This is a genomic window from Apolloniradiicaulis salifontis, assembly GCF_053756655.1.
The window spans coordinates 236,258-250,477 of record NZ_CM132387.1; the positions used below are offsets into that span (position 1 = coordinate 236,258).

13 protein-coding genes are annotated in these 14,220 nt (G+C 67.3%); 6 read left to right on the plus strand and 7 right to left on the minus strand.

Annotated features, from left to right (window positions below):
• Positions 1 to 125 precede the first annotated feature (125 nt).
• Both ACWCOP_RS01140 and ACWCOP_RS01145 read left to right on the plus strand, forming a co-directional pair.
• Positions 126 to 749: a peroxiredoxin family protein gene (locus ACWCOP_RS01140; RefSeq protein ID WP_478249384.1), complete on the plus strand. Its 624-nt coding sequence runs from the start codon at positions 126 to 128 to the stop codon at positions 747 to 749.
• Between the two features lie 33 nt (positions 750 to 782).
• Positions 783 to 1,418 (plus strand): FMN-binding negative transcriptional regulator, encoded by a 636-nt coding sequence (locus ACWCOP_RS01145; protein ID WP_478249385.1) that lies wholly within the window; start codon positions 783 to 785, stop codon positions 1,416 to 1,418.
• Here the strand turns inward: ACWCOP_RS01145 and ACWCOP_RS01150 are convergent.
• The gene (locus tag ACWCOP_RS01150; RefSeq protein WP_478249386.1) at positions 1,415 to 2,188 is read right to left on the minus strand and encodes a LytTR family DNA-binding domain-containing protein; all 774 of its coding nucleotides are present in this window, start codon (positions 2,186 to 2,188) and stop codon (positions 1,415 to 1,417) included. The two genes, ACWCOP_RS01145 and ACWCOP_RS01150, sit on opposite strands and share 4 nt — an antisense overlap.
• A gap of 167 nt (positions 2,189 to 2,355) precedes the next feature.
• Here ACWCOP_RS01150 and ACWCOP_RS01155 point away from each other — a divergent pair, with 167 nt between their 5' ends.
• The 4 genes from ACWCOP_RS01155 to ACWCOP_RS01170 all read left to right on the plus strand — a co-directional run bounded on the left by ACWCOP_RS01155 (position 2,356) and on the right by ACWCOP_RS01170 (position 5,539).
• Entirely contained in the window at positions 2,356 to 2,847 is a 492-nt protein-coding gene (locus tag ACWCOP_RS01155; protein WP_478249387.1) for a DUF2141 domain-containing protein, read from the plus strand.
• Complete coding sequence (locus ACWCOP_RS01160) at positions 2,844 to 3,230, plus strand: DUF2306 domain-containing protein (protein ID WP_478249388.1); 387 nt, start codon at positions 2,844 to 2,846, stop codon at positions 3,228 to 3,230. The genes ACWCOP_RS01155 and ACWCOP_RS01160 overlap by 4 nt, the downstream gene beginning before the upstream one ends.
• A 100-nt stretch (positions 3,231 to 3,330) precedes the next feature.
• A complete protein-coding gene (locus ACWCOP_RS01165) occupies positions 3,331 to 4,191 on the plus strand; it encodes a DUF1036 domain-containing protein (protein ID WP_478249389.1) in 861 nt (286 codons plus the stop codon).
• 133 nt (positions 4,192 to 4,324) lie between these two features.
• Positions 4,325 to 5,539, plus strand: coding sequence for an alkaline phosphatase D family protein (locus ACWCOP_RS01170; protein ID WP_478249390.1), 1,215 nt, complete (start codon positions 4,325 to 4,327; stop codon positions 5,537 to 5,539).
• Between the two features lie 108 nt (positions 5,540 to 5,647).
• Here ACWCOP_RS01170 and ACWCOP_RS01175 read toward each other — a convergent pair whose 3' ends face one another.
• From ACWCOP_RS01175 to pbpC, 6 genes are all read right to left on the minus strand, one after another.
• The gene (locus tag ACWCOP_RS01175) at positions 5,648 to 7,696 is read right to left on the minus strand and encodes a S9 family peptidase (RefSeq protein ID WP_478249391.1); all 2,049 of its coding nucleotides are present in this window, start codon (positions 7,694 to 7,696) and stop codon (positions 5,648 to 5,650) included.
• Positions 7,697 to 7,845: 149 nt separating this feature from the next.
• Positions 7,846 to 8,616 carry a 16S rRNA (cytidine(1402)-2'-O)-methyltransferase gene (gene rsmI, locus ACWCOP_RS01180; protein ID WP_478249392.1) on the minus strand — a complete coding sequence of 257 codons (771 nt, stop codon included), beginning with the start codon at positions 8,614 to 8,616 and terminating at the stop codon, positions 7,846 to 7,848.
• On the minus strand, positions 8,613 to 9,539 hold the full coding sequence (locus ACWCOP_RS01185) for a transglutaminase family protein (protein ID WP_478249393.1): 927 nt from the start codon (positions 9,537 to 9,539) through the stop codon (positions 8,613 to 8,615). Before ACWCOP_RS01185 ends, rsmI begins: the two co-directional genes overlap by 4 nt.
• 77 nt (positions 9,540 to 9,616) lie before the next feature.
• Positions 9,617 to 10,615, minus strand: coding sequence for an alpha-E domain-containing protein (locus tag ACWCOP_RS01190; RefSeq protein WP_478250711.1), 999 nt, complete (start codon positions 10,613 to 10,615; stop codon positions 9,617 to 9,619).
• A complete protein-coding gene (locus ACWCOP_RS01195; RefSeq protein WP_478249394.1) occupies positions 10,569 to 12,011 on the minus strand; it encodes a circularly permuted type 2 ATP-grasp protein in 1,443 nt (480 codons plus the stop codon). The genes ACWCOP_RS01190 and ACWCOP_RS01195 overlap by 47 nt, the downstream gene beginning before the upstream one ends.
• Positions 12,012 to 12,104: 93 nt before the next feature.
• The gene (pbpC, locus tag ACWCOP_RS01200) at positions 12,105 to 14,171 is read right to left on the minus strand and encodes a penicillin-binding protein 1C (protein ID WP_478249395.1); all 2,067 of its coding nucleotides are present in this window, start codon (positions 14,169 to 14,171) and stop codon (positions 12,105 to 12,107) included.
• Positions 14,172 to 14,220 lie beyond the last annotated feature (49 nt).

Consider the following 14,220-nt stretch of genomic DNA (forward strand, 5'->3'; position numbering starts at 1 on the left):
ACCCTTGCCGCACCGGGGCCGGTCACAGCTTTGCGAGCGGGCTTTCTTCCAGCGCCGGGCGGGCGCACACTGAGAAACAGTTGGCTCTCAATCCATTCCGCTTCGCAAAAACGCCTGGAGGCTCCATGATCCGCTCGTTCATCGCCGCGCTCGCTCTGGCGGCGCCGCTCACCCTCGCCGCTGCTGCGCCGGGCCTGGCTCAGGCGGGCGGCTCCGACGCCGCGCGGTCGGCCAGTGAAGCCGCCGCCGACTTTGGTCCGGCCGTGGGAGAGCGTGCGCCGGTGACGGTGTTCACCACCGCTGCGGGCGAGACGGCCAGCCTCGCCGACCTCTCGGCGCGCAACGGCGTGGTGATTTATTTCAACCGCTCCCTCGACTGGTGTCCGATCTGCCTGCGCCAGGCGCTGGATCTAAACGCCGCTTCTGACCAGTTTGCTGAAGCCGGCTGGGGCGTAGCGGTGCTGACCTATGACGACGGGGCGACGCTCGCCCGTGTCGCCGATCGGCGCGAGATCGCATTTGCGCTGCTGCCGGACCCTGACATTGCGGTGATCGACGCCTTCGGCGTGCGCGATCCGATCTATGCCGACCCGGGCCACATGGCCCACGGCGTACCCTATCCCATCGCCTTTGCGATTCGCCCCGACGGGGTGATCGCGGGCAAGTTCTGGCACGAGGCCGGCCTTGGCCAGCAGCGCGGCTACGCCGTGCGGGTCACCGTCGAGGACGTGCTGGGCGCGCTGGAATAGGCGCGGACCCATCGAAGGCGAGGGGCCACGGCCATGAGTTACCCGCCCAAATGGCGCGTCGTCACCGATATGGGTGCAGCCGCAGCGCTGATGCGGGCGCATCCCTTCGCGCATTTCGTCACGGCCCATGCCGGGCTGTTCAGCACGCGCATTCCCATGATCGCGGACCTGGAAGACGGCGCGGTGGTGAGGCTGCGCGGCCATCTCAACGCTCAGAACCCACAGGCCGCCGGGCTTGACGGTCACGCGGCGCTGGTCACGTTTGATGGGCCGGCGAGCTATGTCTCGCCCAACTGGCGCGTCGATCTTTCACGGGCCGGGACCTATGATTACGAGGAGGTCCAGGTGCGCGGCGAGATCAAAATCGTCGATGACATCGCCGCGTTCCGTCAGCTGATCGACGATCTCGCCGCCCTGATCGAACCGCAGCACGCCGAGATCGGGGATTATCCGGTCTGGCGCACCGCCCTGTCTCCGCCCGGCTATATCGAACGGCTTTACCCGGCCATCCTCGCGTTTGAGATTGAGGTGGCCTCGGTGCACATGACCTCCAAGCTGCATCAGAGCTTTCCAGAAGCCGACCGGCGCAGCGTCGCCGATCATCTGGAGCGCTCCCACCGCGAGCAGTCCCGCGCCATCGCCGAGAAAATCCGCGCGACGCTGGACTAGAACCAGCCGGCGTCGCGCAGGCCCGGATAGTAGGTGCGGCTCACCGGCGCCTCGGCGCCGTCGGACAGGATCAGCACGCCGCGCCCGTCGCCCTTCTTTGCATCCGTGACAGCCTCACGCGCCACCCACCACGATCGGTGAGTTCGCGCGCCGTCCAGCCCCTCCATGGCGGCGATGGCGTCGGTGAGACGCATAAGGATCAACGCCTCGCCCGCCCCGGTGCGCACGCGCAGATAATGGTCCTCGCTGGTGAGCGCCAGGATCGGCGCGGCGCGCAGGCGGTGGGGCAGCTTGTCGGTGAGCGCGCGGGTCGCCCGCGGCGCGGCTGCGCCGGCGGCGCGTGTGTGGTCTTCGGTGAATTTGGCGACCGTATAGGCGACCGCGCTCACAAAGATGGAGATCACCAGCACCGGCATATAGGTCGCCGCGACGCGGTAGACGGTGAGCCGGGGTCCCAGCACGCCGTCCAGATGCAGGATCGCCGCAGTGACCGGAATGGCAACAAAGGCCGCCGTGATCGAATAGACCGCCCATTTGGGAAGTTTGGGGAACAGGCGGGGCAGGACCTCGCCGGCGCTGAACCCGAACACGGCGCCCAGCGCGATCAGCCCCACCCAGTAAAACCAGACCCTCGGCCAGCCCATGCCGTGGCTGGCGAAAGGTCCAAGGATCGACAGAAAGGTGCCGACCCCCAGAATGATCAGCACCGGGCGCACCACCGCCACCGGTCTCAATCGCCGAGCCAGCTCTGTGATCGGCGTACGCGCCATGGACTTCTCCCCACCTCTGCCGTTCGCGAAGCGCGAACGGCAGACCATCTTCCGTTCACGGGACGCTTCTGTCAGCCCGCGAACTTGTGCTTTCTCACCTGCGCCGGGCGCTCCATCAAGGTCTCCATTCCCGGCCGGTCCGCCGGGCCCATCCAGAGGAGACGACAATGCAAACTCTCATCCAATCCGCCCTGACCGCCGCGATCGCCGCCGCCGGCCTGATCGCGTTCACCCCCGCCCCGGCGATCCACGCCGCGGGCCTTGTGGCTCAAGCCGCCGAGACGGCTCTGGAGTCCGACATGCGGGTGAGGATCACGGGTCTAGAAAGCTCGGACGGTCAGGTTCTGATCAGCGTCTTTGCAAGCGAGGCCGCCTACGACGCGGGCGACGCGGTGGCGGAGGCGTCTGTGGCCGCCAATCGCAACGGCGTCGCGGCGACCTTCGATGCGCTGCCGGCGGGCGCCTACGCGGTGATCGCCTTCCACGACGCCAATTCCAACGCCGAGCTGGACAGCAATTTCATGGGCATGCCTACCGAGCGCTACGGCTTCTCCAACGGCGCCGCGCCCCGCTTCCGCCGGGCTCGATTTGACGAAGCCGCCTTCACCCATCCCGGCGACGCTACCGTCACCGTGACCTTGATGGGGGCGGGCCAATGAATCTGGACGCTTTCTTCTCCGCGCCCTGGCACATACAGCTTCATGCGGTGTGCGCCCTTGCCGCGGTGGGTGTTGGGGTGGTGCAGTTCACCGCCCCCAAGGGCACGATCCCGCATCGGGCCGTGGGCTATCTGTGGGTGGCGCTGATGATGAGCGTGGCGATCACCGCGATCTTCATCAAGACCGGCGGTTCTTTCAGCTGGATCCACATCTTCGTGCCTGTCACCCTGTTCGGCACGGTGGCTCTGGTCATCCGGGCGCGCAAGGGATTGACGGCGCGCCACCGCAATCTGGCGCTTGTCCTGTTCCTGGCGGCGCTGCTCCTGCCGGGCGCCTTCACCTTCCTGCCGGGCCGACTGATGCACACCGTCATGTTTGGATAGGGCGAGCGCCGAACGTCCGCAAACCCGGGCGTCTCTGGAAAACCGCCGGGCGGCGGGCTATTCATGGCCCGTCGCATTCGCCGCTGTTCCAGGTCGCACCATGTTCGCCAGCCTCAGCGCCGCCCTGGCGCTTCTCTCCGCCGCTCAGGCGCCCAGTCCGCCTTTGTCCACCTCGGTCAATCTGTGCAACGCGACGCCGGTCACTGTCGCCTTCGCCGTGACGCGTCCCGCCGCGCCGGGCGTCACCACCCAGCGCGGCTGGTTCAATGTGGAGCCGGGCGCCTGCCTCTCCGGCGCGATTGGAACGGGGCGCGGCGGCGTCGCCGGGGTCCATGCACTCTCGGGCTCGTTCTACTGGCCGGGTGACGGCGGGGATGGAGACGGCGGGACGCGCCAGTGCGTCGCCGCCGGCGCCATGGACCGGCCAACGCGCACTGCGCCCTGCGCAGCGTCCGAGCGCGAGGCTGTCTTTGCGCCCGTGCCGATCGAGACGGCGGGGCGCGGTTATCTCATCGAACACACGGTGCGGTGCCGCGATCTCTCCGCGCCGGACGCCGCCTTGTGTGAGCTCGGCGAGCGCGACGCCCAGGGCTTCGCGGCCCTGGTGCGCCGGATCGAGGCGTGCAACGGCAGATCTGCGCCGATGCGCGTCGCCGTGGCGGCTGACGGGCGGGACGGTGGCTGGCGGGTGGACGGCTGGGACAGTCTGGCGCCGGACAGCTGCGCCGTCGTTTGGCGTGGGAGCCCTTCGTCGGGGACTGTCTTCGTACGGGCCGAGTTCGACGGCGACGAACGGGACGGAACGATGGACGACATCGCCTTTTGCACGCCGGCGGGTGAGGGGCGCTTTTCGGCGACGGCGACGCCGGGCGCGCAATCCTGTCCGGACGGTTGGCAGCCTCTGGGCTATCGCCCGGTGATGTTCGGACCCAATACCGAGCAGGTGACGGTTTACGACTAGGCCCGGCGCGGGTTCCCGCGCTTTCGCCTGATCTCCCCCGTCGTCGTCCACGTCATTGACCTGTCGCGTCCATCGGCTACACCCTGCCGCGTCTCAGCGCTGTCCGCGCCCCTTTCGCCTTGGAGACTCGCCCATGATCCGTAGCCTTCTGCTTGCGTCCGTCGCCGCTGTGGCGCTCGCCGCGTGCTCCGAGCCCGCCCCGCGCGGCGCGGCAGAGCTGGACACCCCCGCCCCCTCTCGCGAAGTGCTGACGGAGGCCGGGATTTTTCAGGCCCCGCAAACGCCGTGGGAGGCGCTGGAGCCGTTTTACGCCCGGCTCGACTATGCGGCGCCGGTGGCGCCGGCCGGTCCGGCCCTTCCCGCCGCCGACACCGCGCTGACCTCCATCGCGTTCGGGTCTTGCAACACCGCCGAGCGCGAGATCCCGATCCTCCAGACGGTCGCGTCTGAGGACCATGACCTCTTCATGTATGTAGGCGACAACGTGTACGGCGACGCGCGCGCCTATGACGCGACGCTGCCCGAGCTGCGCGCCGCCTATCAGGCGCTCGCCGACCGCCCGGAATTTCAGGCCTTGCGCGCTGCGCTGCCCATGCTGGCCACCTGGGACGACCATGATTACGGCATGAACGATCTGGGCGTCGATTTCGCGTTCAAAGGCTTTGCGGAGACCCTGTTCCTCGATTTCTGGCGTGCGCCGGCCGACGATGCGCGCCGCGGGCGGCCGGGTGTCTATGACGCGAAGATTTTCGGGCCGGAGGGCCAGCGCACCCAGATCATCATGCTGGACACGCGCTATTTTCGCACCGGGCTCACCCCCACAGACCAGCGTGGCGCGCCGGGCCGGGAGCGCTACCTGCCCAGCACCGATCCTGACCAGAACATGTTGGGCGAGGCGCAATGGGCTTGGCTTGAAGAGCAGCTGAGCCAGCCGGCGGATTTGCGCCTTCTGGTCAGCTCGATCCAGGTCCACGCCGACGGCCATGGCTGGGAAGCGTGGCGCACCATGCCGCTGGAGCGCGACCGGCTCTATGATCTGATCGGAGAGACCGGCGCTGACGGCGTTGTCATGGTCTCCGGCGACCGCCACTCCTCGGGCCTTTACGTGCGCGAGGACGTGGCGCCGTACCCGCTCTACGAGATCACGTCTTCGGCGCTCAACATGAGCTTTGCCGAAGAGAACAACGAGCCCGGTCCTCACCGGATCGGCGAGATGTATGCACCGGTGAATTTCGGCGTCATCGCAATCGACTGGGACGGCGGCGAGCTGGCCCTGCAGATCAAGGATGAAGCCGGCGCGGTGGTCCGTGAGCAGCGCGTCGCGCTTGACTCCATTCGCGCACGGTAGCGCCTTAACGAGCGCGCCTTTCGGGCGCGCCCGCCACCAACAAAAACGCCGAGCCCGCTTCTGTGCGAGGCTCGGCGTTCTCGTGTCCGTCAGGATGGAGGCGAGGTCTTATTCGCCAGAGCCGATCAGCTCGTCCAGCGGCAGTTCCGGGGCGGGCGGCTCGCCGCCTTCGCCTTGCAGATAATGGGTCATCCAGCGGTGCAGGCGGTGGGCGTAGTCGAACTGCGCCGCCGCGTTGCGATTGCCATGGCCTTCGCCGGGATAGGTGACCAGGCGCACCGGCGCCTGGCTGGTCATTTTCAGCATCCGGTAGAGGATGAAGGACTGGCTGGGATCAACCCTTGTGTCCTCCTCGCCGTGGAAGATCAGCGTCGGGGTGGTGGACCCGGCGGCGTTATAGGTCGGCGATTTTTCCAGATAGGTGGTCCACGCCTCCCACGGCGCCTCCATGAAGTGGACGTCCACCATTTCGATCGGGATCTCGGTGGTGCCGTAAAAGCTGATCAGGTCAGTGAGGGCCACCGACGGCGCGGAGGCGGCGAAGTGCTCGCTGGCGATCGTGGCGCCCCAGGCTGACGCAAAGCCGCCATAACTGCCCCCGGTGATGCCGACGCGCTCGGCGTCCACCAGACCGGCTTCGGAGAGGGCGCCGACGCCGTCCACGATGTCCCAGAATTCGTCGCCCGGCGCATCAAGATGATCAAGCTTTGCAAAGCGTTCGCCGCGCCCGGTGGAGCCGCGATAATTGGGATGGAATACTGCAAACCCGTCCCCGGCCGCGATATGGCCCAGGCGCGAATAGCCGTTGAGCCAGCCGTCATCGTCATGGGCTTCCGGGCCGCCATGGACCGTCATGATCAGCGGCCAGCCGCCTTGGGGCGCGCGGCCCTGCGGGGTGATCAGCACGCCCTCGATCCGCTCGCCGTCGCGCGCCTCGTACGAAAAGGCGCGCTGATCGCCGAACGCGATGTCTGAAAGCTGCGGATTATGGTCGGTCCAGCGGGCGAGGGAGGCCGGATCGGCGCCGATAAAGACTTCATTGGGATGGGTGGGCGCGTCGGCGATGGCGGCGATGCGGCCCGAGGCGCGGTGCAGGTCCATGGAACCCACGACAAAGTCGTCATAGGCCGTTCGGCCGGTCTCCTCGCCGCTGTCGGCGTCATAGGTGAGGATCGCGCTTTCCACCCCGATGGCGGCCAGCGCCACGATGGTGTCGTTATCGGCCCAGGCGATGTCTGCGATATGCTGCTCGGCGTCGCGGGCGATGGCTTCAAACTCGCCCGAGCGCACCTGGCCCACATGGAGCGTGCCGGCGGTGGGGTCGGCCCGGTCGGCGCCGGCCAGGAAGGCGAAGCGGCGTCCATCAGGCGAGAACGCGCCGCCGCCGATCTTGCCCGGCGTTTCAAAGCGGGCGAGCTGATCGCCGCTTCTTGTGTCATGGATCGTCCAGTCGCGCTCCATCAGGGAGTCGTCCACCAGCGTCGTCGGCGCCATCACCACCGCCAGGCGGCGTCCGTCTTCGCTCAGAACCAGGCTGGACGGGTGGCCGTCCACGTCCAGCGGCTCCGCCGCGTTCTCGGGGCTCGAAAGCTCGGCGCGATAAACCCGCGCAAAGCGCTGCTGCTCTTCATAGACATTGGCGCGAAAGCCAAGGGCGTTAAAGCGCGCGGCGGCTTCGTCCTCGGCCGGCGCGGCGATGAAATAGACCGTGTCGCCGTCCGGCGCGATCACATAGCTCTGGATGGCGGTGTCATGGGCCAGCACGCGCCGGGCTTCGCCGCCAGCCAGAGCGATCGAGTAAAGGCTTGTCGCGGCATCGCCATCCCGGCGCGCCAGGAAGGTCAGCGCCTGACCGTCCGGCGTCCAGTCGACGCCGCCTACCCGGCCTTCACCGGTGACGTAGGCGCGCGCCTCACTCGGGCCGCTGGCGACGTAAAGCTCCACATCGCCGGAGCCGTCGGCTTCGCCCGCCGCCACATTGCGCGGATCAAACACGGTGAAGGCCACATGGCGGCCGTCCGGCGACAGCTCGGCGCCGCCGGCGCTGCGCACGTCGAACAGATCAGCGATCTCCATGGGCCGCTGCGCCAGGGCCGGCGCGGCGAGGGCGCTGGTCAATGCGGCGGCGGCAAGGCCCTGCAAGAGTGCATGTTTCATGGATGTCTTCTCCCTGGATATACGGGCTCGCGATCTTTGCGCGTAACCCTGGCCGGATCGCCGGCCCACGATCGCAAAATCTAGCGTCGCGGAAGCTAGCGCGCCTAGACGAAGCCGTCGAGAGGCGCATGGGCGGCGGTCATGGAGCGCTAGTCGCGCGGCGGCGCCTTGGAGAATTCGGCGTATTTGTTGGTGCGCTCGCGGGTTTCTTCGGCGCCTTCGATCAGCAGGACCGCCTCGCCGCGCGGCGCTTCGCTGAGGCGCTCCTTCAGGGCGGACAGCGGTTCGCGGTAAACCCGCTCGAACGTCTTTGTGAGCTCCATGGCGAGCGCCGCCCTGCGGTCGCCCAGAACCTCCAACGCGTCGGCGACGGTGTCGCCCAGGCGCTGGGGGCTTTCAAAAAGGATCAGCGTCGCGGGCAGGGCTGCATAGGGTTTCAGGAAGGCCCTGCGCTTGCCTGATTTGCGCGGCGGAAAGCCGAGGAACACGAAGCGGTCGGTGGGCAGCCCCGATATCGTCAGCGCCATGATAACGGCGCTGGGGCCGGGAACCGCGCTCACGTCGAGTCCTGCATCCAGGGCCGCACGCACCACCCGGTATCCGGGATCGGAGACGCCCGGCGCGCCGGCGTCGGAGACCAGCGCCACGGTCGCGCCCTCTTCGATGAGCTTCACGATGCCGGCTGCGCTCTGGGCCTCGTTATGGTCATGGCAGGCGATCAGGCGCTTGTCGGTGACTCCGTGGGCGGAGAGCAGCTTGCGCGTCTCGCGCGTGTCCTCGCAGGCGATGGCGTCGGCGGCCTTGAGCACCTCCAGCGCGCGCTGGGACAGATCGGCCGGATCGCCGATGGGGGTGGCCACCAGCATCAGGCGCGGGCGCATCTCGCGCGCCTCGGCCTCGCTCAGCTCCGCGCCGGTCATTGCACCAGCGAGGGCGCCAGGGAGGTGATGTCCACGCTCACCTCAAGGCCCAGCGCGTCCTCGGGGCGGCCTTCATAATAGCCTGTAAGCGGGGCGACCTGGCCGGGTACCCGGCCGACGCCGGTACGGATCAGGCGGCCCGAGGCGACATCGCCGTTGGTGGGATCAAACTCGATCCAGCCCGCGCCGGGCAGGAAGACCTGCACCCAGGCGTGGGTGGCGCCGCCGCCCTGAACCTCGGACCGCGCATCGCAGGTGCGCGCGTCCAGCGCCGGATCATAGAGATAGCCGGTGACGAATCGCGCCGCGAACCCCAGGCGGCGCGCCAGTTCACACATGAGTTCGGCGTAGTCGCGGCATGATCCGCCAGCCAGCTTCAGCGTCCGCGCCGGCGGCTGAACGCCCGGCTCCTCACGCCGTTTGTATGTGAGCTCGTCCCTGATGCAACGGGTCATGCCGGTGAGCAGCGCCCAGGTGTCCCCGCCCGCCTCGTGCCGGAAGCGATCGGCCATGGCGGATATCTCGCCATCGGGATCGTCATGGCGCGGCGACAGGCAGGCCGCCAGGTCCACGCGCTCATGGTCTTCGTATTCGATCGGGAACCGCCGGGCGTGGTCGGCCAGCGGAAACTCGGCGTCGCGAAAGCTGGTGCGCACGATGTCGAACGTACAGCCCACCTCCAGCGTGTCGCTGGGTTCAGTGAAATCAAACAGGGTGACCGAATTGGAGAACACGTCGTGGATCCAGTGCACGGAGGACTCCGGCTTGGTGTCCACCGTCATGGTGAGAAGGCGCAGCACAGGCGTCTCATGGGGCCGGAACATGGCCCGATGACGCCCGAAATTCACAGGCCGGGCGTAGCGATAGCGCGTCACATGCCGGACGCGGAACAGGTCTGTTTTGACCTGGGGCTGTTCGCCCATGAGTAATCCCTCGCTCCAGGAGCCACAGACTTCTGTGTGCCCTGATTCTCTGCGTTCCGAACGGCGCGCGTCAGGGCCTAGTCGTCTGCGATGAAATATCGGGCGGCCAGCGCACTGGAGAACGCGTTGAGCTGGACCTGAACCTCATCAAGATAGGCGTGGAGGCTTTTGCCGGGCTTCACCGGTCCGTCGGGCTGAAGCAGCACCAGCAATTTACGGCATTCCTCCGTCAGCGCCTCATCCGGGGCGGCGCCGTAATCGTGTTCCAGCTCACGCAGGCGGTCGGTGACGGCCAGCGCCGACAGCTTCACCGAGCGCGGGCAGTCGGAATCAAACAGCAGGAAGGCCGCCGCTTCGGTAGGCCCGGCCGACAGTGAATGGCGCCGGCGGAAGGCGTGATAGCTCGACGCCGAACGCAGCAGCGAATTCCACCAGACAATGTCGGGCGGGACGAATCCGGCGTCATCCTCGGCGCCGGCGCTCTTGAGCTGGTAGTATTTCACGTCCAGCAGGCGCGTCGTCTGATCGGCGCGCTCCAGCTCCGAGCCCAGACGGTGAAACAGCCAGGCTTCATCGCGATACCAGGTGCCGTCCACCAGACCCTGATGGGTCATGCAGCTCAGGCGCACCCGCTCGCACAGCTGGTTGAGCTTGGGCAGGGTGACCTGGCGCGATTTTAGATCCGCGACCTCGGCATAGAGCATGTTGATCTGCTTCCATGACTCGATGGGACTGATATGGCGCAGCGCCCGCGCGTTCTCACGCGCTGCGGCGAGCGCGGAAAGGATGGAGTTGGGGTTGCTCCTGTCGGTGAAGTACCAGCGAACGACATTAATGCCGGTCAGTTTCGGCTTCGCCTTGTGAAAGGCCGGACCGTCCTGGAACGTGTCCAGCACGCTGCGCCAGGCGGCTTCGTCATCATCGCCGGCCGCAAAGCCTTCCGTCACCGAGAGGAGACGGGCGAGATTTTCTGCGCGCTCGATATACCGGCCAAGCCACAGGGCGTGCTCGGCGTAGCGAGACAGCAGTTTATGAGAGGACCCAGGTATCTTTCGACCCTCCGCCTTGGCTGGAATTGACGATGATGGAGCCCTTTTTCATGGCGACGCGCGTCAGGCCGCCAGGCAGAACCCAGGTGTCCTTGCCGGTGATGGCGAAGGGGCGAAGATCCACGTGGCGCGGCGCAACGCCCTCGCTGGTGAGCGTGGGGCTGGCCGACAGCGTGATCATGGGTTGGGCGATATAGTTGTTCGGATCGCGCCGGATCGCCTTGGCGACCTCGTCGCGCTCGGCCTTGGTGGATTTGGGCCCCACCACGATGCCGTAGCCGCCGCTTTCACCCACCGGCTTCACAACCAGATCAGCTAAGTTGTCGAGGACGTATTTGCGGTCCTCCTTGCGCCGGCACAGATAGGTGTGGACGTTTTTCAGGATCGGCTCCTCGCCCAGATAATAGCGTACGATCTCCGGCATGTAGGCGTAGACAGCCTTGTCGTCCGCGACGCCGGTGCCCGGCGCGTTGGCGATGGTGACCTTGCCCGACTTCATGGCGCGCATCAGGCCGGGCGTGCCCAGCATGGACTCCTTGCGAAAGACCTCCGGGTCCAGGAAGGCGTCGTCGATGCGCCGGTAAATGACATGGACCGGTTCAGGCCCAGACACCGTGTTCATGAAGACCTCGTCGTCCTCATCCACATAGAGGTCGCGGCCCTCCACCAGCGGCACGCCCATCTCGCGCGCCAGGAAGACGTGCTCAAAGTAAGCCGAGTTGAACATACCCGGCGTCATCAGCACGATCTTGGGATCATCCACGCCCTCAGGCGCGCATTCAGTGAGCTTTTCGCGCAGGCGCAGCCCGTAGTCGGAGACCGGGCGCACCTTCGCGTTCTCCATCAGATCGGGGAAGGAGCGCTGCATCAGATGGCGGTTCTCGATGACGTAGGAGACGCCCGACGGGGCCCGGCAATTGTCCTCCAGCACCAGGAACGAGCCGTCCACATCCCGGATCATGTCGGTGCCGCAGATATGGACATAGTTGCGATGGGGCACGTCCACGCCCTTCATCTCGGCCAGATAGTACTGATTGCCGGTGACCAGATCCTCGGGCACGACGCCGTCCTTGAGGATTTTCTGGTCGTGGTAGATGTCGTGGAGGAAGGCGTTGAGCGCGGCGATGCGCTGCTTCACGCCCTGTTCCAGATCGGCGAAGTCTTCAGCCGTGATCGGACGGGGAATGACGTCGAATGGAAGGACCCGGTCCACCGTATCGTCACCGAAATATACGGTGAAGGTGATCCCCAGATTATACAGCTCCTCCTCGGCGCGCTTTTTGCGGCGCGCGAGATTGGATCGGGTCTGCTTGTTCAGACGCTTGAAGAAAAGCCGCTGAATCTCGGGGTCATCGCGTCGCCCGAGGACCTCGCAAAAGGCCGGAGAGGCGTCGTATGTGTCGAACAGGCCGGACGCAGCCATGGCGCTCCTTCACGTTTGTTTCACAAAGAGCCTAGCACATACATTGCGCTCAGGTTCAAACCCGGCGGGCGGTAATGTTTTTTATTTACCGGGTTAGGCGCCGTCAGAGGCGATGCGAACGCGCACCCGGACACGGGTTTCGCGCCCCTCTGCGTCCACGGCGGAAAGCGCATAAAATCCAGGCCCCTCCGGCGTGAAGACCGGCTGGCCGGCGGCGTTCGCGCCAGCGGCGCGCCCGTCCACATACCAGGCGATGGGTGAGCGTGCGCGAGCGGACAGAACGAAGGCCCGCCCCGGCGCTTCGGCCCATAGCTCTGCGTCTTCAGGGGGAAACAGGATGTCCGGCGGCTGATCGGCGCGCGCAAATTGCGACAGCGATTGCGGCGTGCGCCGCTCTGCGATGACGGGGCGCGCGGCGGCTTCTGGCACGTGGCGGGCCAGCGTGTCGGCCAGATCGAAGAGGGCCGGCAGCGCCGCCTCCCGCCCGGTGGAGCCGGGGCGCGGCGCCCCGTCGGGGCGTCCGGTCCATACGATGATGACGTGCCCGCCGGTGATCCCCGCCGCCCAGGCGTCGCGGAAGCCGTAGCTGGTCCCGGTCTTGTAGGCGATGCTCGGCGCGCTCACCGAGAGATGCGCTGGCATCCGCCCCGGCGGTGCGGGCGAGCCATAGAGCACGTCGACGATTTCGCGCGCGCTCTCCGCGCTCACAAGGCTCGCGCCAGGCGCAGCGCGGTTCAGGTCGGCGGCCTCTCGCGTCCAGGCCAGCGGCTTGGCGCGGCCGTCATCGCCAAGCGCCGCGTAGAGCACGGCGAGATCCTGCGCGCTCATGCCCAGCCCGCCCAGCGCCACGGCGAGCCCCGCCGCGCCGTCCAGGCTTTGCGGGATGGAAGGGTGGGCGCCGGCGAAGGCGAGCGCCGAGGCGAAACGGTTGGCGCCCACCCGGTCAAGCACGCGCACCGCCGGAACGTTCAGCGAGTGCTGAAGCGCTTCGGCGATGGTGACCTCGCCGCGGAACGCCCGGTCGAAATTCTCCGGCCGGTAGGATGCGAAGCGCGCGGGCAGATCCTCGATCAGGGTGTCGGCGGCCGCGGCGCCGTCATCAAACGCCAGCGCATAGACCAGCGGTTTCAGCGTTGAGCCCGGCGAGCGCGGAGCGGATGTGAGGTCGATCCAGCCGCCAGCCAGATCGCGCCCCGCAGAACCCACCGCGGCGCGCACGGCCCGGCTTTCAATCTCGATGATCAGGGCGCTCGCCTGCACGCCGCTCCCGCCCGTCTCGGCGAGGCGGCGTACCCGGAGTTCCACTTCGCGCTGCAGCGCGGCGTCCAGGGTCGAGCGCATGGAGCCTTCGCCGGGATGCAGGCGGGCCAGTGTTTCGCTGGCGTGCCAGGCTTCGGCCGGAAAGGCGTTGCGCCCGATGGGCAAGGCTTCATCGGCGGCGTCGGCGGCCCGCGCCGCACTGATCCATCCGCCGTCCGCCAGGCGACCCAGGATCGCGGCGCGCGCCCAGCGCGCGCTTTCAGGGCGGAGATCCGGCCGGCGCACTTCCGGGCTCTGGGGCAGGGCGATGAGCAGCGCGATCTGGTCGGGGGTGAGCTGATCGGGCTCGCGCCCGAACCACGCCCAGCTCGCCGCCCGCACACCCTGCAGATTGCCGCCATAGGGGGTGAGGGTGAGGTAAAGCTCCAGAATCTCGTCTTTTGAGAGCCGGGCCTCCAGCTGCAGGGCGCGCACCGCCTCAACGATCTTGGAACCAAGATTGCGTGGGCGCGGCTCCAGAAGCCGGGCGGTCTGCATGGTGATGGTGGAGGCGCCCGACACGATGCGCCCGCGCAGAACCGCCTGACCAGTGGCGCGAAGGACCGCCAGCGGATCAACGCCGGGATGGGCGTAAAAGCGCTGATCCTCGATGGTGAGGAGCGCGTCTACGAAATCAGGATCCAGCCGCTCCAGATCGATCGCCAGCCGCCAGCGCCCGTTCTCCACCGGAAACGCGCGCAAGGGCCGGCCGTCGCGGTCTTCGGCCACAAAGGACACGACGCGCCCTCGCTCGATGGGCGGCGGAAAAAGCGCGTCCGCCAGCACGATCAGACCCGCGCACGCCAGCACCGCTGCGACAAGCGCGGCGAGCGGAGAGCGGAAGGGGCGGGGCTGGCTCATGGGGTCGCGGCCATGGGGATTGGGTCATCCAGATCGTTATCGCCACTCC

Excerpts from the sequence above, each read along its gene's own strand:
- ACWCOP_RS01140 (WP_478249384.1), top strand. The coding sequence starts at position 126 with ATGATCCGCTCGTTCATCGCCGCGCTCGCTCTGGCGGCGCCGCTCACC.
- ACWCOP_RS01145 (WP_478249385.1), top strand. The coding sequence starts at position 783 with ATGAGTTACCCGCCCAAATGGCGCGTCGTCACCGATATGGGTGCAGCC.
- ACWCOP_RS01150 (WP_478249386.1), bottom strand. The coding sequence starts at position 2,188 with ATGGCGCGTACGCCGATCACAGAGCTGGCTCGGCGATTGAGACCGGTG.
- ACWCOP_RS01155 (WP_478249387.1), top strand. The coding sequence starts at position 2,356 with ATGCAAACTCTCATCCAATCCGCCCTGACCGCCGCGATCGCCGCCGCC.
- ACWCOP_RS01160 (WP_478249388.1), top strand. The coding sequence starts at position 2,844 with ATGAATCTGGACGCTTTCTTCTCCGCGCCCTGGCACATACAGCTTCAT.
- ACWCOP_RS01165 (WP_478249389.1), top strand. The coding sequence starts at position 3,331 with ATGTTCGCCAGCCTCAGCGCCGCCCTGGCGCTTCTCTCCGCCGCTCAG.
- ACWCOP_RS01170 (WP_478249390.1), top strand. The coding sequence starts at position 4,325 with ATGATCCGTAGCCTTCTGCTTGCGTCCGTCGCCGCTGTGGCGCTCGCC.
- ACWCOP_RS01175 (WP_478249391.1), bottom strand. The coding sequence starts at position 7,696 with ATGAAACATGCACTCTTGCAGGGCCTTGCCGCCGCCGCATTGACCAGC.
- rsmI (WP_478249392.1), bottom strand. The coding sequence starts at position 8,616 with ATGACCGGCGCGGAGCTGAGCGAGGCCGAGGCGCGCGAGATGCGCCCG.
- ACWCOP_RS01185 (WP_478249393.1), bottom strand. The coding sequence starts at position 9,539 with ATGGGCGAACAGCCCCAGGTCAAAACAGACCTGTTCCGCGTCCGGCAT.
- ACWCOP_RS01195 (WP_478249394.1), bottom strand. The coding sequence starts at position 12,011 with ATGGCTGCGTCCGGCCTGTTCGACACATACGACGCCTCTCCGGCCTTT.
- pbpC (WP_478249395.1), bottom strand. The coding sequence starts at position 14,171 with ATGAGCCAGCCCCGCCCCTTCCGCTCTCCGCTCGCCGCGCTTGTCGCA.